Source organism: Streptomyces sp. NPDC048606 (assembly GCF_040650855.1).
In the GTDB taxonomy this organism is placed as follows: Bacteria; Actinomycetota; Actinomycetes; order Streptomycetales; family Streptomycetaceae; genus Streptomyces.
The window spans coordinates 99,210-113,396 of record NZ_JBEZIB010000030.1 but is presented as its reverse complement, the minus strand read 5'-3'; the positions used below and the strand labels follow the sequence as shown (position 1 = coordinate 113,396).

The following is a 14,187-nucleotide window of genomic DNA, read 5'->3' as shown; positions in this document are numbered from 1 at the left end:
GATGGCCTTCGGCCACCCTTGACCGCCCGTCCCGCCCCGGACAAACGAAGACTGTCGGGAAACCCCCGAAAGAACGGCCACGGGGCAGGAGCAGGGAGCACCCCCGCATCAGCGACCAGCGAGGGGCCATCCCACGGGCCCACCGGACATCCGGACACTCACAGCCCCTTTCGGGACCAGGCCGACGGCCTACCCGCACCAAAAGTCGACCAGATCGTCCTGCGGAGCACCCAAGCGCACCGGATCGCTACGCGCTCCTCACGTCTCAGCGTCCGACCGCCGTCCGGGGCTGATACCCGTACGACAGGAAGATCGCAGAGGACTGGCACGAGGGTGAGCGCACCAGATCGTCAGGTGCTTCGACTCCCTCAGCGGCTGGCGGCTGTCATTCTTGGTCCAGTGCCTCGATCGCCTTGACCACCAGGGACCGAGCTCGGGCGCCATACACGGCCATCGACCGCAGTTGCTCAAAGGCCTTGAGATAGACCTCGATCTCGGAGGGCTGCGTGATGTTGACCTGTGCAGACATCAGTTCCACCGAAACCAGTGTGTCGTCGTAGACGTGGAAGGTCTCGATGGGCCACATCGAACGTGGGCCCACCGAAGTAGGAATCACCCCGAGAGAGACGGCCGGCAGAGCCCCGGCTGTAAGTAGGTAGCCGAGCTGTGCTGCCATGGCCGCGGGATCGCCCATCCGGTAGTACAGGGCCGCTTCCTCAACAATCAGGACAGCGCGGCGACCGGAATCATGGATGACTCGTGACCGTTCGACACGGGCTTTTGCCGCTTCAAGTCCGCCGTCGGGGTAACCGCGGAAGGCAGCGATGGTGCTGAGCAGTGCGCCGGCGTACCCCTCGGTCTGAAGGAGCCCTGGTACCAGGGTGGACGAGTAGATCCGAAACAGTTGGGTCTCTTGAAAGAACTGGACCCATGACTCCTGGAGCCTCTTCAAGCCGCCTTTGACCTGGTGTCGCCACTCGTTGTAGAGGGACTCCGCGTTTGCGGATTGGGCGATGAGGTCCAACGCCGCTTCCGGCACCCCACAGGCATCGCACCAATGCCGTATGTCTCGGGCTGAGGGTGCCGTCCGCGCGTTCTCGATCCGCGAGGTCTTGGAATGGTGCCAACCGCAAGCCGATGCCAGCTCTGCGAGCGTGAGCCCCGCGCCCTTGCGAAGGTCACGCAACCGCGCGGCAACGGCTTCGCGCGCAGCTTGCGCAGACGACGAGGGGGAGATGGGCATCGGCTGTGCGACCAGTTTCCTGTCTCTTCAGACTCTGTACTCAGCGTGCGGCAGGGCCCGCGCCCACACCGCTTCGAAGGCTTGGGTGCAGAGCTTGGCCGCGATCGGATCGTCAGTTATCTCGTCGCCCATCGACGATCCGTCGCCGGCGAAGTGATTCCAGTGGACCCACTCGCCATCGAACAGCCAGAAGTCGTTTCCCGGCAAGGCAATGGTCGAGGCCAAACGACGCGGAAGCCAGCGCACCTGCTCGCCGGCAGCGATGTTGGTGAACGTCCCGTCGTGAAGGAAGCGCGTGTATTCGCTGACCGGCTCGGACACGATCCGGGCTCGCCGGATGACCGCGCCACGGCTTACGGTCTCCGCGACGAGGTCCAACCAGGGGCGCCACCACGAATCCCTGTCGACCGGATCGTGTCGGAAACCGCTCCGCCACTCGGCGAACGGGCCCTCTTCGTAGTCGACCGCGTAGGAGTCGCGCATCTCCAGGTGGAACGCCTGGGTGCAGCCGGCCATCAGCTCATCGAAGGTGGGCGTCGAGGACATCGCAGGCCTCCCTGATGATGTGCAGCATGCGGGCGGGGATCCTGATGACGGCCTCCCCTTCCGGGATGCCCTTGGCGTGACCGGGGATCTCGGTGGCCGCGCACTCGGCTTCCAGTTCAGGGCTCGGTTTCCAACCCTGGAGTACGAGTTCCTGCTGCTCCACGTCAGCCCAAACGGTCGGGCTCTGCTTGTCTCCGGTGCTGGGATCAATGCCCACGAACACTAACGCCATGTCAGCATCCGATAGCAGTCTGTGCACTTCTGTGCATCAGATTCTCGACAGGGAGGGCACTCGTCAAGCCCCGGTTGCGACCAAACCCACTAACCAGTGAGGTGCATGCACAAATCTGCACATCCCTGGTCCATGGCAACAGGCATCTTCACTCTGGGTTTCATCAGTCCGCTGACGACGTAGGGAGAGGCCTATGGCCGGTGACATCCATCGCAGCCACATCCGCAAGGAACTTGGCACCGACACCTCAGACGACCCCTTGGCGAGGACGGCGCTCGTGGTCGAGCCGAGTTCGGATCTGCTGGAGCGGGCGCGCGTCGGCTGGGAGCGCTTCACCGACTCGGTCAAGCAGCCGGCCGATGAGTGAGTGCTACGAGTACCTGCCGCACCATCTGCTCCGACGGCGAGTCCGCGACATCGCCTCGGGCACCGAGGGCGAGTTGATGGCCGTGGTCAACGAGAACGTGTCCGACACCGGTGTCGAGCGCTGGATGCCGTTGGCCTACATCCGTGCCGGCAACGGGCGTGAGTTCACCACCGCCATCGCCAACATCGAGCCGGTCACCCCCACGCGCTGATTCCCGTCCCGACCGAGGGAGAGTTGTGTCCACTCCGTTCCCGCCCCCGCCGTGTGGCACCCGCCCCGGCCCCCCTCCGCCGCCCGCACGGGCCGGCATCACCCCTTTGCTCCTCTCGACCGAAGAGTTCACCGCCGTGACTGCGACCGTCGCCGCCGACAACCCGGGCATGGATCGGGCGACGGCGGAAAGCGTGGTGCTGGAGGCTCTCAAGTTCGTCGCGACGGCCGCGGGCGGAGCCGGTGACCTCACGCCCTCGCGCCTCGTGGACAAGGGCTGGCACGCCCTCATCCTCCACACCCACCTCTACAAGACCCTGTGCACCACCGTGGGCACCTTCGTCGACCACTACCCGAATCCGTCGGTGACGGGGTCCGGCGACCTCGCCGTCATCGAGCGGACGATCACGTCCATCGAGAAGGCCGGCTTCCGTGTGGACCGACAGCTGTGGATCGAATGATCACCGCTGAGTTCGAAACGACGGCAACGGACGTCGTCACCTGCGAAGCCTGCTGGAAGAACCACGTCGAAGTGGCTCGCACACCGAGGCACGGCGTCCGACGCGACCTGCTCTGCGTCCCGTGCGCGCAGCAGGACTCCCCGGTGCGGGTGGAACTCTTCCCGCCCCTGGGCATCTACAAGCTCACCTGGAGGAAGGTCACGATGGACAAGCACCGCAACCCCGGCCACCCCGAGCTGCCGCCCGACCCCGGCCCGCCACTTCCCTCACCAGCGCCCACCCCGACGCCCGGCCGCCCCCCGGTCTGACCACGGCCGGCGCCTTCCTGACCGACATACGGCACGGGTGTCGGCCCCGGATGGTCTTCGGACTCCGAAGGATGAGCAGCGTGTGGCAATCTGGCGCGCTTGGGTGCTCCGCAGGGTGGTCTCGTCGACTTTTCGTGCAGGTAGGCCTCGGGCGGGTGTCCGGCGGGGCCCCCGGTCCCGGTTACAGGTAGTCCTCCAGGAGGCCTATGCGGTAGCCCTGTTCCTGGATGTGTTGGAGCATGCGGGCCGTCATCTGGGTTTCGGTCTTGCCCTTGAGTTCCGAGGGGCCGCGGAAGTGGGCCAGGATGATGTCGCCCGGCTTGAGGGCGCTTCCCTCGGCGTACTGGAAGTCGTTGATCTGCATCGACGCGCGCCACAGGACGACCGAGGAGATGCCGCATTCGGAAGCGGCCTTGAGGGTGTCGTCGTTGTAGTTGCCGAACGGCGGCCGGAAGAGGGGCGGGCGCTTGCCGAAGCGCTTCTCCAGGCGTTCCTGCTGGCCGCATATCTCCTTCTTCTGCGCCGCGAAGGGCAGGGTGCGGAGGTTCGGGTGCGTCAGGGTGTGGTTGTTGACGGTGCTGCCGGAGCCGTTGTCGCGGAGCTTCTCGAAGTGGCCGTAGTCCGAGGCCGCGACGTTGTCCGTCAGGAACATGCTGATGGGCAGCTTCAGGTCGGCCGCCATCTTCAGGAACTCGGGGTCCTTCTCCGCGCCGTCGTCGAAGGTCAGGAAGACGACCTTGTCCGTCGGCGCGACGGGTATTCGGTCGACGACGGCCGCCTTGCCGGGGGCGCCCTTGGGGAGTTGGGGCTTGCGGTCGGGCTTGGGGGCGTACTGGACGGGGGCCGTCAGGCCCCACTTGCGGTACGCCTGGTCCCCCTGCGCCGGTGTGGCCGAGGGGCCGGAGGCAGCCGGGGCCGGCGCGGACGGGGAGGCGGACGCCCCCGGGTCCGAGGCGGCCTTGCGGCCCAGGCGTTCGATGGGATCCACGCTGTTCCCGCACCCCGTCAGGGACAGCGCGAGCGCGCCGGCCGTCAGCGTCCCGGCTACCAACCGGCGCGCGTACTTCACAGGTAGTCCTCCAAGCGAGCCACGGCATACCCCTTGTCCGTGACGGTCTTCATGACATGACGGATCATGTCAGGCATCGTGCCCTTCCAGTCGTCCCGGCCCCTGAAATGCGTCAGGATGATGTCGCCGGGGTGCAGGTCGCGGTCCCACTCCCGGTAGTCCATCCGGTTCGGGAAGGCCTCGGCGTTCCACAGGGGGACGGCCTTGATGCCGCAGGACTTCGCGGCGAGCAGCGTGTCCTGGTTGTAGTTGCCGTAGGGCGGCCGGAAGAGCGTGGGGCGCTTGCCGAACTGCTTCTGGATGGTGTCCTGCTGGCCGCAGATCTCCTCGCGCTGCTTCTCGTACGAGAGTCCGGGCATGTAGCGGTGGTTGAGCGTGTGGTTGTTGAGGGTGACGCCGGCGGCCTGCATCCCCTTGAAGTAGGGGTAGGAGTCGCGGACGAGGTAGTCGCTGAGGAACGCCGTGTACGGGATCTTCAGTTCCTGCATCATCCGGACGAACTCGGGGTCCTTCTCCGCGCCGTCGTCGATGGTGAGGAAGACGACCTTGTCCTCCGTGGGGACGGTGGTGAATACGGGCGGCAGTTCGTCCTGGTCCTCCACCTCGAAGCCGTCCCGCGTGGTGATCTCGGGCTTTTCCTTCGGTGCGGCGGGGGCGAGCAGCGGGGTCTTGGCCAGGCCCCACTTCTTGGCGGCGGCGATCCGGGCCTGTTGGGCGGCCTTGAGCCGCTCGGCGGAGTTGGCGAGGGCGCCCGCCGCGCCGCCCTCCTTGGCGGGGCCGGCCGCCGCCTTGGTCTTGGCGGGCGCGTCCGCTCCGGATCCGCATCCCGTTCCGAGGGCCGCGACGAGCAGCGCGGCCAGGGCCACGCCGTACCGGCCGCGCGGGCGTGCCGCGCACCGGTGACCAAACTGCGTACTATTTCCCTTTTGTCGCACAAGCTGCATAGCTGCGGATCTTTCCATCGCACAGCGCGCCGACCCGGCCGACACACACGGCCGGAGATCGCCCTTCCACCGACTGGCGGACAATGGGACGGTGACCCCCGAAGACTTCGCCGAGCTCCTCACCCCCGAGGGCCGCGCCCTCCTCGACTCCCTGCGCGCGTACGACCCCGCCCAGGAGCTGGCCGTCGCCACCCGGCTGCGCCGCGAGCACCCCGCCGCCCTGGTGTCGGCCGCGCTCGGGCAGGCCCGACTGCGTCAGCGGGCGGTCGCGAAGTTCGGGGCCGAGGACGCCTTCCGGATGTACTTCACGCCCGGCGGCGGCGAGATGGCCACCCGCGCCTCGGTGGCCGCGTACCGCGCCGGTCGTCTGGCCGAGCTGGGCGTACGCTCCGTCGCGGACCTGTGCTGCGGCATCGGCGGCGACGCCCTGGCCCTGGCCCGGCTCGGCATCCGCGTCCTGGCCGTGGACCGGGACCCGCTGACGGTGGCCGTCGCCCGCGCCAACGCCGAGGCGCTCGGGCTGGCGGACCTGATCGAGGTCCGGGAGGCGGACGTGACCGACGTGGACGTGTCGGCGTACGACGCCGTGTTCCTCGACCCGGCCCGGCGCGGCGGGCGAGGGCGCGTCTTCGACCCGGAGTCCTACTCGCCGCCGCTGTCCTGGGCGGTCGAGACGGCCCGCGCGGCCCGGTACGCCGCCATCAAGATCGCCCCCGGGATCCCGCACGAGGCGGTCCCGGCGCAGGCCGAGGCGGAGTGGATCTCCGACCACGGTGACGTGAAGGAGGCCGTGCTGTGGTTCGGCACCGCCCCGGGGACCGTGCGGGCCACCCTGCTGCCCGGCCCGCGCGCCCTGCGCACCGCCGATCCGCTGCCCGACCCGGAGGCGGGGCCGGTGGGCCGCTGGCTGTACGAGCCCGACGGGGCCGTGATCCGCGCCCACCTGGTGGCCGAGGTCGCGCGGGAGCTGGGCGGCCGGCTCATCGACCCGACCATCGCGTACATCACCGCCGACGAGCTGCGCGCGACGCCGTACGCGACCGCGTACGAGATCACCGACGTGCTGCCCTTCGGCCTGAAGAAGCTGAAGGCGCTGCTGCGCGAGCGCGAGGTCGGGATCCTGACGGTGAAGAAGCGCGGCTCGGCGATCGAGCCCGAGGAGCTGCGCAAGAAGGTGAAGCCGCAGGGGCCGAACTCCGCGACGGTGTTCCTGACGCGCGTCGCGGGGGCCCCGTCCATGCTGATCGGCTCGCCGGTCTCCTGACCCCCTCGCCCGGCCCCGGCGCCCGCGCCCGGGGCTACGGGGTTACGGGGTTACGGGGTTACGGGGTTTCCGACACCAGGCGCCGGCCGCCGGGGCCGCTCGCGGCCGGTCCGCCGCGGAAGGCGCGGATCGCCCAGCGGTAGTGCGCGCCGGCCTTGGCCAGGCCCAGCAGGGCGGTGATCCACAGGATCATGCCGAAGCCCATGAAGTAGGCGACCTCGCCGTACGTGTCCTGGCCCGGCCGGGCCCCGGCCGCCGCCGCGAAGGCCACCCAGAGCCCCACGGCGCCCAGTGCGAGGGAGGCCGTGAGCCACACCAGGCTCCGCGCGGGGGCGCGCAGCCGGGCGTCGGTGGCGGGGTCGCGGCCCGCCTCGACCCAGGCGCACAGCAGCCGGCGCACCCGCCGCTCCTGGCGGGCGCCCCAGGCGAACCAGAACCCGGCGGGGATCAGGACGCCGAGCCCGATGACGGCGTAGAGGACCCCGAACAGGGAGCCGAAGGCGTCGCCGGACTCGAAGGACATGACGGCCATGCCGACGAAGGTCCAGCCGAACGCGAAGACCGCGGCCACGGTCCACAGCAGCGCCAGCCGGCCGAGGCCCAGGCTGCGCCGGCTGAGGTCCGCCAGGAACCGCGCGCGGTCGGCCCGTACGACGGTCTCGTCCAGCCACTCGCGCAGGTGCGCGGGCGGCGGTGGAGGCGGAAGCTCACGGCTAGGCATGCGCATGACCATAGCGTCACGCGCTCCAACTCCGACTGAGAGCCCCTGGAACGTCGCCACAGCGGGCACGGCGGGCACGGCGGCCCCGGGAACCCCCGGAGCCCCACGCCGTCCCGCGCGGCCACGAGTCCCGCGCGGCCGCGAGGCGCCGAGCCCCTCAGCCTCCGGTGACCTCGACCGACTCGAACCGCCAGCGGTGCACCGCACGGGTGATCAGGTCCGCCGCCGGCTCGGGCAGTTCGGGCAGCTCCGCCGCCAGGCCCTCCGCGCTGTCCCACCAGGTGACCACGAGGACCCGGTCCTGGGGCGCGCGCAGCACCTCGCGGCGCACCGGCTCCCGGGCCAGGACCTGCGAGCGGGCCCACTCCAGCAGCTCGTTGCCGCGGCCGGTGGCGGCCCGGGCCTCCCACATCAGGGCGACGGTGCTCATGAGTAGAGGTTGTCCTTGCTCAGCTCGTGCACGTGGTCATGGTCGTGGCCGTGCCCGTGGCCGTGGCCGTGCGCATGCCCGTGCCCCTCGCCTTCGCCGTGCTCGTGGTCCGCCGCCGCGCCCGGCACGTGCGGGTCCGTGACCGGCAGCGAGGAGTCCGCGGACAGGTCCCAGTCGGAGGCCGGCCGGTTGCGCCTGACCATCTCGGCGCCGAGCGCCGCCACCATGGCGCCGTTGTCCGTGCACAGCTTCGGGCGCGGCACGCGCAGGACGATCCCCGCGTCGTCACAGCGCTCCTGGGCCAGTGAGCGGAGCCGGGAGTTGGCCGCGACACCGCCGCCGATCATCAGGTGGTCGACGCCCTCGTCCTTGCACGCCCGGATCGCCTTGCGCGTCAGCACGTCCACCACGGCCTCCTGGAAGGACGCCGCCACGTCACGCACCGGCACCTCCTCCCCCGCCTTGCGCTTGGCCTCGATCCAGCGGGCCACCGCCGTCTTCAGGCCGGAGAAGGAGAAGTCGTACGCCGCGTCGCGCGGCCCCGTCAGACCGCGCGGGAAGTTGATCGCCTTGGGGTCGCCCTCGCGCGCGAGCCGGTCGATGACCGGGCCGCCGGGGAAGCCGAGCTGGAGCACGCGGGCGATCTTGTCGAAGGCCTCGCCGGCGGCGTCGTCGATGGTCGCGCCGAGCGGGCGGACGTCGCTGGTGATGTCCGGGGCCAGCAGCAGCGAGGAGTGCCCGCCGGAGACGAGCAGCGCCATGGTCGGCTCCGGGAGCGGGCCGTGCTCCAGCTGGTCGACGCAGATGTGGGAGGCCAGGTGGTTGACGCCGTAGAGCGGCTTGCCCAGCGCGTACGCGTACGCCTTGGCGGCGGAGACGCCGACGAGCAGCGCGCCCGCGAGGCCGGGGCCGGCGGTGACGGCGATGCCGTCGAGGTCGCGCGCGGAGACGCCGGCCTCCTTCAGGGCGCGTTCGATGGTCGGGACCATCGCCTCCAGGTGGGCCCGGGAGGCCACCTCGGGGACGACGCCGCCGAAGCGGGCGTGCTCGTCGACGCTCGACGCGATCGCGTCGGCCAGCAGGGTGGTGCCGCGGACGACGCCGACGCCGGTCTCGTCGCAGGAGGTCTCGATGCCGAGGACGAGCGGTTCGTCAGCCATGGGTCTCACTGCTCTCAGGGTTTTCGGTGCCCGCGTGGGCGGGGTCGGTCAGTCGCATGACGAGCGCGTCGACGTTGCCGGGCTGGTAGTAGCCGCGCCGGAAGCCGATCGGCTCGAAGCCGAAGCGCTCGTAGAGCCGCTGGGCGCGGGTGTTGTCCACGCGCACCTCCAGGAGCACCTCGGCGCATTCGAAGGCGGTGGCGGCGCGCAGCAGTTCGGTGAGGAGCCGGGCGCCGAGCCCGGTGCCCCACTGGTCGCGGGCGGCCGCGATGGTCTGTACGTCGGCCAGGTCGCCGGCGGCGGCGAGCCCGGCGTAGCCGACGAGCCGGCCGGTCCCGTCCTGGGCCACCACGTACCGGCGGGTGGCGCGGGGGCCGCGCGCGTGGGCGAGCTCGGACCAGAACATGCCGGCGGACCAGGCGTCCTCGGGGAACAGCTCGTGCTCCAGCTCCAGCACCGGTGCGATGTCCCACCAGCGCATCTCGCGGAGCACCACGGTCGCGGCCGTCACTTGGGGGTGACCACCTTGTAGTTCTTGGGCACCTCGGCGTCGGGGCGGCGCAGGTACAGGGGGGTCGGGGGCGCGCCGTCGGCGTTCTCGAAGGCCGCGCCGCTCGCGAGGCGCTCCGCCGCGAGGGCGGCCAGGGCGGCGGCGGACTGGTGGACGGGGCCGCGCGCGTCGGGGAAGACGGCCGGGTACAGCTCGGCGCCCTGGCCGACGGCGGGCAGGCCCGCGACGCGCTCGGCGATGTCGGCGGGGCGGTCGACGGAGGGGCCTTCGAGGCGGGTGCGGGGGTCCTCGTAGCGCGCCCAGTAGACCTCCTTGCGCCGGGCGTCGGTGGCGACGACGAAGGGGCCCTCGATGCCGGCGGCGCCGGCGGCGTGGGCGAGGCCGTCGAGGGTGCACAGGCCGTGCACGGGGACGCCGAGGACGGAGGCGAAGGTGGAAGCGGTGACGAGGCCGACGCGCAGCCCGGTGTAGGGGCCGGGGCCGACGCCCACGACGATGCCGGTGACGGCTTCGAGCTTCACCCCGGCCTCGGCGAGGACCCGGTCGACGGAGGGCAGCAGCAGCTCCCCGTGGCGGCGGGCGTCGACCTGGTTCGATTCGGCGAGGACGGACTCCCCGTCGTGCAGGGCGACGGTGACGGCGGGCGTGGCGGTATCTACGGCGAGCAAGAGCACGCGAACAGCCTACGACTCCCGGGGCCCGGGGCCTTGCGGCCGGTCGCCGGCCGGGCCCGGCTGCTACCTTTCGACCGGGATATTCGACCGTTACCAGTCGTGGCCCGCGAGCAGGTCGGCGACGCGGGCGGCGGAGAGGTGGAGCAAGGTGGCACGCAGAAGCTCGGGAATCGTGGCCGGGCTCACCTTCGCGGCGGTCGCCGCCATCGGGTTCCTGGCCTACCAGGCGTCCGCGTCCGCCCCCGAGCACCCCCTGCGGCCCGCCGCGCAGACCCCGGCGGCCGCGCAGGAGCAGCCCCCGGCCAAGCAGGACCCCGCCAAGCCGGCGGCGGTGCCCGCCGATTCCGGCACGGGCACGCGGGTGGTGTACTCCATCTCGCAGAAGCGGGTCTGGCTGGTCCCCGAGGACGGCAGCCAGCCGAAGACGTTCGCGGTGATGCCGAGCACCGTGCACCCGGTGACCGGGACGTACGTGGTCGGGTCCCGCTCCGGGTCGGTGACCGGCTCCGACGGGGTGCCGATCGAGCACGTGGTGCGGTTCGCCACCTCGGACGGGATCTCGGTCGGCTTCAGCGCGCGGGTGGACGGTGCGATGCCCGAGCCGGATCCGACGAAGCGCACCGGCGGCATCCGCATGTCGCGGGGCGACGGGGACGCCATGTGGGCGTTCGCGACGATCAGCGCGAAGGTCGTCGTCGTCCCCTGACGCCTCGCCGCCCGCACGGGTTTCCCCTCCCCCACCCGAACGGGTGAGGGCTCAGGCCGCTTCCGACTCCGGAGCGGCCTGTTCGGCGTGTGCGGCGGCCGCGGCGGCGACCTCCGGGTCCGGGAACGGGCGCACCCTCGGCGGGGTGGACACCGCCGTGGCGGCGATGCCCGCCGCGAGCAGGGCCCGCATGGACACGACGGGCGCTCGCTCTGCTGCTCCTGCTGTCGACATGGCTGCCTCCTGGATCCCGGGACGGCGTACTTAGGTATACCTAACCAACGCTGGGTACCATGTCATCACGCGACGCCACGCCGGCGCAATATGTTGCCGACGTCTTGTCGGTACGTTTCCGCCGCGAGGGCCCGCCCGCGACCGGAACGCCGAGGGGCGCCCCACCGCGGGGGCGCCCCTCGAAACACTCTCCGTGACTGCGGGCGACTAGCGCGCCCTCTGGCCCGCCAGGGTCTCCAGTCCGGCTTCGGCCCAGCGCGCGCCGACGCCGCGCACCGCGACCTCGCGCACGTCGTCGAGGACCTCCTCGTGTCCGACGGCCCGTCCGATGACCACGTGCAGCCGGTCGTCCGACAGCTCCTCCACCTTGCCGTCGCCCCACTCCACGACGATCACGGACTCGGGCAGCGAGACGTCGAGGTCCAGGTCCTCCATCTCGTCCAGCCCGCCTCCGAGCCGGTACGCGTCCACGTGCACCAGCGCCGGGCCGGTACCCAGGGACGGGTGCACCCGGGCGATCACGAAGGTCGGGGAGGTGACGGCCCCGCGGACGCCGAGCCCCTCGCCCAGGCCGCGCGTCAGGGTGGTCTTGCCCGCGCCGAGTTCGCCGGTCAGCAGGACGAGGTCGCCGGGGCGCAGCAGGCCGGCGATCCGACGGCCCAGCTCCCGCATGGAGTCGGGCGAGTCGACGGTGATCAGGGTTTCGGCGGCGGCCTCGGCCAGGACCTCAGCCGCCGGGCTGCGCGGCGCTTCCCGCGGTACTTCTTCCATGCGTCCCAACGTTAGTCGCTGCGGGCAGGGCTCCGGCCCGGGTCAGCAGGTCGGTGAGCAGCCCGGTCACGATGTCGGGGCGTTCGAGCATCATCAGGTGCCCGGTGTCCTCCAGCACCACCAGCTCGGCGGCCGGGAGGGCCTCCTTGATGGTGACGCTGTGTTCGGCCGGGGTGATCATGTCGCGGTCGGCGGCGATGACGGTGACCGGGATCTCCGCGAAGCGTTGCAGTGCCTCGGTCTTGTCGTGGGTCTGGAAGGCCGGGTAGAACTCGGCGACGACGTCGATGGGGGTGGCCTCGATCAGCCGCTCGGCGAAGCGCGCGACGGCCGGGTCCACGTCCCGGGAGCCGAACGAGTACATCTTGATCATGCCGGCGAAGAGGTCGGCGGTGGCCCGGCGGCCCTTCTCGACCAGTTCGACCTGCGATCCGAGGGCCTTGAGCACTCCGGGCAGCAGGCGGCGCAGCGCGGCCGTGCCGACGGAGGGCAGCCCGTACGTGACCTGGTCGAGCCCGCCGCTGGAGGTGCCGACGAGGGCCACGCCGATGACCCGGTCGCGCACGAGCTCGGGGAACTGGTCGGCCAGTGCCATGACGGTCATGCCGCCCATGGAGTGGCCGACGAGGACCAGGGGGCCCTCGGGGGCGGTGGCGTCGATGACGGCCTTGAGGTCGCGGCCGAGCTGGTCGATGGTGACGGGCAGTCCGTCGGCCTGGGCGAGGCCGCGCATGCTGCGGCCGTGGCTGCGCTGGTCCCAGTAGACGCAGCGGACGAGTCCGCGCAGCGCGGCGCGCTGGAAGTGCCAGGAGTCCTGCCCCAGGCAGTAGCCGTGGGAGAAGACGACGGTGACCGGGGGCGGGCCCTTGCGGCGCAGTCGCCGTTTGGGTGCCTCCTCGGGGAGTTCGTCGACCTCGTGGTGGAGCGCGGTGCCGTCCTCGGCCCGACAGGTGCCCTCGGTGCCGCGCAGGGAGCCGTAGTCCCCGGTCGCGTCGAGGGCGAGTCGGGCCTTCATGCGGATGCCCCGCCCCACGGTGATGCGTTCGACCGCGACACCGGCCGCGGCGCCCGCCGCTATGACACCGATGGCGGCGCCGGCCCAGCCGGCCTTGCGCCAGTTCTCGCTCACGACGTCGCCGTCCTCACTCAGCCGCCCAGGTACACCCGGGGCACCCGACCTCCGATACGGGTGACGATCTCATACGCGATCGTGTGCGCCGCTTGAGCCCAGTCCTCGGCGGTGGGTTCGCCCCGTTCGGCGTCACCGATGAGGACGGCCTCGTCGCCGGCCCGGACGGGGACGCCGCCCTGGTCGGGGCCGAGGTCGACGACGAACTGGTCCATGGCGATGCGTCCGGCGGCGTTCAGGATCCGGCCCCCGACGAGGACGGGACCGCGACCGGAGGCGCTGCGGGGCAGGCCGTCGGCGTACCCGGCGGGGACGAGGGCGAGGTGGGTCTCGCCCTCGGTGACGTAGTGGTGGCCGTAGCTGACGCCGTGACCGGCGGGGACCCGCTTGACCAGCGCGAGGGAGGCCTTGAGGGTCATCGCGGGGCGCAGGCCGAGCTGGGCGGGGGTGCCGAGTTCGGGGGCGGGCGAGACGCCGTAGATCGCGAGGCCGGGGCGGACGAGGTCGAAGTGGCTCTCGGGGAGGGTGAGGGTCGCCGGGGAGTTGGCGAGGTGACGGACCTCGGGGTCGATCCCCTCCTTCTCCGCGTAGGCGAGCATGTCGCGGAAGGCGTCGAGCTGGAGGGCGATGGAGGGGTGGCCCGGTTCGTCGGCGCACGCGAAGTGCGACCAGACGCCGGTGACCTGGACGGTTCCCTCGGCCTGGGCGGCCACGGCGGCGCCGACGAGCTCGGCCCATTCGGCGGGCTGGCAGCCGGCGCGGCCGAGGCCGGTGTCGGCCTTGAGCTGGACGCGGGCGGTGCGGCCCGCGGCGCGGGCGGCGGCGCGGACCTCGTCGAGGGCCCACAGGGCGCTGACGGACACGTCGATGTCGGCCTCGATGGCCTCGCGCCAGGGGCCGCCGGGGGTCCACAGCCAGCACAGCATCGGGCCCTCGATGCCGGCGGCGCGCAGCGCGAGCGCCTCGTCGGGGGTGGCGGTGGCGAGCCACGTGGCGCCGGCCTCGCGGGCGGCGCGGGCGCAGGGGACGGCCCCGTGCCCGTAGGCGTCCGCCTTGACGACGGCCATGAGGCCTGAACGGGGCGCCCGCGCGCGCAGTGCGCGTACGTTCTCCCGTACTGCGTCAAGATCGATCTCGGCGTACACGCGCGTGGCTGTCTCGTTCATCGCCCCCAGTCTCTCAGAGGCCCGCCCGCCCTTCGCCGCAG

General features: G+C 71.5%; 20 protein-coding genes. 6 read left to right on the top strand and 14 right to left on the bottom strand.

Annotation, left to right across the window (positions count from 1 at the left end; translation table 11 throughout):
* Positions 1-385: 385 nt before the first annotated feature.
* Genes AB0D01_RS28735 through AB0D01_RS28725 form a run of 3 tightly spaced genes read right to left on the bottom strand, consistent with a single transcriptional unit; the run spans position 386 to position 2,021 of the window.
* Entirely contained in the window at positions 386-1,243 is an 858-nt protein-coding gene (locus tag AB0D01_RS28735) for a helix-turn-helix transcriptional regulator (protein ID WP_363060215.1), read from the bottom strand.
* Positions 1,244-1,270: 27 nt separating this feature from the next.
* Entirely contained in the window at positions 1,271-1,789 is a 519-nt protein-coding gene (locus AB0D01_RS28730) for a DUF6879 family protein (protein ID WP_363060213.1), read from the bottom strand.
* Positions 1,764-2,021, bottom strand: coding sequence for a hypothetical protein (locus tag AB0D01_RS28725; protein WP_363060211.1), 258 nt, complete (start codon positions 2,019-2,021; stop codon positions 1,764-1,766). Before AB0D01_RS28725 ends, AB0D01_RS28730 begins: the two co-directional genes overlap by 26 nt.
* Positions 2,022-2,214: 193 nt before the next feature.
* On the opposite strand from AB0D01_RS28725, the gene AB0D01_RS28720 reads away from it, so the two are divergent.
* From AB0D01_RS28720 to AB0D01_RS28705, 4 genes are all read left to right on the top strand, one after another.
* Positions 2,215-2,388 carry a hypothetical protein gene (locus AB0D01_RS28720; RefSeq protein ID WP_363060209.1) on the top strand — a complete coding sequence of 58 codons (174 nt, stop codon included), beginning with the start codon at positions 2,215-2,217 and terminating at the stop codon, positions 2,386-2,388.
* On the top strand, positions 2,381-2,599 hold the full coding sequence (locus tag AB0D01_RS28715; RefSeq protein WP_363060207.1) for a hypothetical protein: 219 nt from the start codon (positions 2,381-2,383) through the stop codon (positions 2,597-2,599). Before AB0D01_RS28720 ends, AB0D01_RS28715 begins: the two co-directional genes overlap by 8 nt.
* A 136-nt stretch (positions 2,600-2,735) precedes the next feature.
* Positions 2,736-3,059 (top strand): hypothetical protein, encoded by a 324-nt coding sequence (locus AB0D01_RS28710; protein ID WP_363060205.1) that lies wholly within the window; start codon positions 2,736-2,738, stop codon positions 3,057-3,059.
* Positions 3,056-3,367, top strand: a complete 312-nt coding sequence (locus AB0D01_RS28705; RefSeq protein ID WP_363060203.1) for a hypothetical protein — start codon at positions 3,056-3,058, stop codon at positions 3,365-3,367. The genes AB0D01_RS28710 and AB0D01_RS28705 overlap by 4 nt, the downstream gene beginning before the upstream one ends.
* 181 nt (positions 3,368-3,548) lie before the next feature.
* Here AB0D01_RS28705 and AB0D01_RS28700 read toward each other — a convergent pair whose 3' ends face one another.
* Both AB0D01_RS28700 and AB0D01_RS28695 read right to left on the bottom strand, forming a co-directional pair.
* Entirely contained in the window at positions 3,549-4,436 is an 888-nt protein-coding gene (locus AB0D01_RS28700; RefSeq protein ID WP_363060201.1) for a polysaccharide deacetylase family protein, read from the bottom strand.
* Complete coding sequence (locus AB0D01_RS28695; protein ID WP_363060199.1) at positions 4,433-5,302, bottom strand: polysaccharide deacetylase family protein; 870 nt, start codon at positions 5,300-5,302, stop codon at positions 4,433-4,435. Before AB0D01_RS28695 ends, AB0D01_RS28700 begins: the two co-directional genes overlap by 4 nt.
* 169 nt (positions 5,303-5,471) lie before the next feature.
* Here AB0D01_RS28695 and AB0D01_RS28690 point away from each other — a divergent pair, with 169 nt between their 5' ends.
* Positions 5,472-6,644: a methyltransferase domain-containing protein gene (locus tag AB0D01_RS28690; RefSeq protein ID WP_363060197.1), complete on the top strand. Its 1,173-nt coding sequence runs from the start codon at positions 5,472-5,474 to the stop codon at positions 6,642-6,644.
* Positions 6,645-6,702: 58 nt separating this feature from the next.
* On the opposite strand, the gene AB0D01_RS28685 is transcribed toward AB0D01_RS28690, so the two are convergent.
* The 5 genes from AB0D01_RS28685 to tsaB form a co-directional block, all read right to left on the bottom strand.
* Positions 6,703-7,365, bottom strand: a complete 663-nt coding sequence (locus AB0D01_RS28685; protein WP_363060195.1) for a hypothetical protein — start codon at positions 7,363-7,365, stop codon at positions 6,703-6,705.
* A 157-nt stretch (positions 7,366-7,522) separates the two neighbouring features.
* Entirely contained in the window at positions 7,523-7,795 is a 273-nt protein-coding gene (locus tag AB0D01_RS28680; protein WP_363060193.1) for a hypothetical protein, read from the bottom strand.
* On the bottom strand, positions 7,792-8,955 hold the full coding sequence (gene tsaD / locus AB0D01_RS28675) for a tRNA (adenosine(37)-N6)-threonylcarbamoyltransferase complex transferase subunit TsaD (RefSeq protein WP_363060191.1): 1,164 nt from the start codon (positions 8,953-8,955) through the stop codon (positions 7,792-7,794). Before tsaD ends, AB0D01_RS28680 begins: the two co-directional genes overlap by 4 nt.
* Positions 8,948-9,466 (bottom strand): ribosomal protein S18-alanine N-acetyltransferase, encoded by a 519-nt coding sequence (gene rimI, locus AB0D01_RS28670; protein ID WP_363060189.1) that lies wholly within the window; start codon positions 9,464-9,466, stop codon positions 8,948-8,950. Before rimI ends, tsaD begins: the two co-directional genes overlap by 8 nt.
* Positions 9,463-10,140, bottom strand: coding sequence for a tRNA (adenosine(37)-N6)-threonylcarbamoyltransferase complex dimerization subunit type 1 TsaB (tsaB, locus tag AB0D01_RS28665; protein WP_363060187.1), 678 nt, complete (start codon positions 10,138-10,140; stop codon positions 9,463-9,465). Before tsaB ends, rimI begins: the two co-directional genes overlap by 4 nt.
* Positions 10,141-10,288: 148 nt before the next feature.
* Between tsaB and AB0D01_RS28660 the strand changes: the two genes are divergently transcribed.
* Complete coding sequence (locus tag AB0D01_RS28660) at positions 10,289-10,846, top strand: hypothetical protein (RefSeq protein WP_363060185.1); 558 nt, start codon at positions 10,289-10,291, stop codon at positions 10,844-10,846.
* A gap of 51 nt (positions 10,847-10,897) precedes the next feature.
* On the opposite strand, the gene AB0D01_RS28655 is transcribed toward AB0D01_RS28660, so the two are convergent.
* From AB0D01_RS28655 to alr, 4 genes are all read right to left on the bottom strand, one after another.
* Positions 10,898-11,080: a hypothetical protein gene (locus tag AB0D01_RS28655; RefSeq protein WP_363060183.1), complete on the bottom strand. Its 183-nt coding sequence runs from the start codon at positions 11,078-11,080 to the stop codon at positions 10,898-10,900.
* Positions 11,081-11,287: 207 nt separating this feature from the next.
* Entirely contained in the window at positions 11,288-11,851 is a 564-nt protein-coding gene (gene tsaE / locus AB0D01_RS28650) for a tRNA (adenosine(37)-N6)-threonylcarbamoyltransferase complex ATPase subunit type 1 TsaE (RefSeq protein WP_363060181.1), read from the bottom strand.
* A complete protein-coding gene (locus AB0D01_RS28645) occupies positions 11,808-12,980 on the bottom strand; it encodes an alpha/beta hydrolase (protein ID WP_363060179.1) in 1,173 nt (390 codons plus the stop codon). Before AB0D01_RS28645 ends, tsaE begins: the two co-directional genes overlap by 44 nt.
* 17 nt (positions 12,981-12,997) lie before the next feature.
* Positions 12,998-14,146 (bottom strand): alanine racemase, encoded by a 1,149-nt coding sequence (gene alr / locus AB0D01_RS28640; protein ID WP_363060177.1) that lies wholly within the window; start codon positions 14,144-14,146, stop codon positions 12,998-13,000.
* Positions 14,147-14,187: the final 41 nt, after the last annotated feature.

Excerpts from the sequence above, each read along its gene's own strand:
- tsaD (WP_363060191.1), bottom strand. The coding sequence starts at position 8,955 with ATGGCTGACGAACCGCTCGTCCTCGGCATCGAGACCTCCTGCGACGAG.
- AB0D01_RS28735 (WP_363060215.1), bottom strand. The coding sequence starts at position 1,243 with ATGCCCATCTCCCCCTCGTCGTCTGCGCAAGCTGCGCGCGAAGCCGTT.
- AB0D01_RS28720 (WP_363060209.1), top strand. The coding sequence starts at position 2,215 with ATGGCCGGTGACATCCATCGCAGCCACATCCGCAAGGAACTTGGCACC.
- tsaE (WP_363060181.1), bottom strand. The coding sequence starts at position 11,851 with ATGGAAGAAGTACCGCGGGAAGCGCCGCGCAGCCCGGCGGCTGAGGTC.
- AB0D01_RS28685 (WP_363060195.1), bottom strand. The coding sequence starts at position 7,365 with ATGCCTAGCCGTGAGCTTCCGCCTCCACCGCCGCCCGCGCACCTGCGC.
- AB0D01_RS28730 (WP_363060213.1), bottom strand. The coding sequence starts at position 1,789 with ATGTCCTCGACGCCCACCTTCGATGAGCTGATGGCCGGCTGCACCCAG.
- AB0D01_RS28715 (WP_363060207.1), top strand. The coding sequence starts at position 2,381 with ATGAGTGAGTGCTACGAGTACCTGCCGCACCATCTGCTCCGACGGCGA.
- AB0D01_RS28655 (WP_363060183.1), bottom strand. The coding sequence starts at position 11,080 with ATGTCGACAGCAGGAGCAGCAGAGCGAGCGCCCGTCGTGTCCATGCGG.
- AB0D01_RS28705 (WP_363060203.1), top strand. The coding sequence starts at position 3,056 with ATGATCACCGCTGAGTTCGAAACGACGGCAACGGACGTCGTCACCTGC.
- AB0D01_RS28725 (WP_363060211.1), bottom strand. The coding sequence starts at position 2,021 with ATGGCGTTAGTGTTCGTGGGCATTGATCCCAGCACCGGAGACAAGCAG.
- alr (WP_363060177.1), bottom strand. The coding sequence starts at position 14,146 with ATGAACGAGACAGCCACGCGCGTGTACGCCGAGATCGATCTTGACGCA.
- AB0D01_RS28680 (WP_363060193.1), bottom strand. The coding sequence starts at position 7,795 with ATGAGCACCGTCGCCCTGATGTGGGAGGCCCGGGCCGCCACCGGCCGC.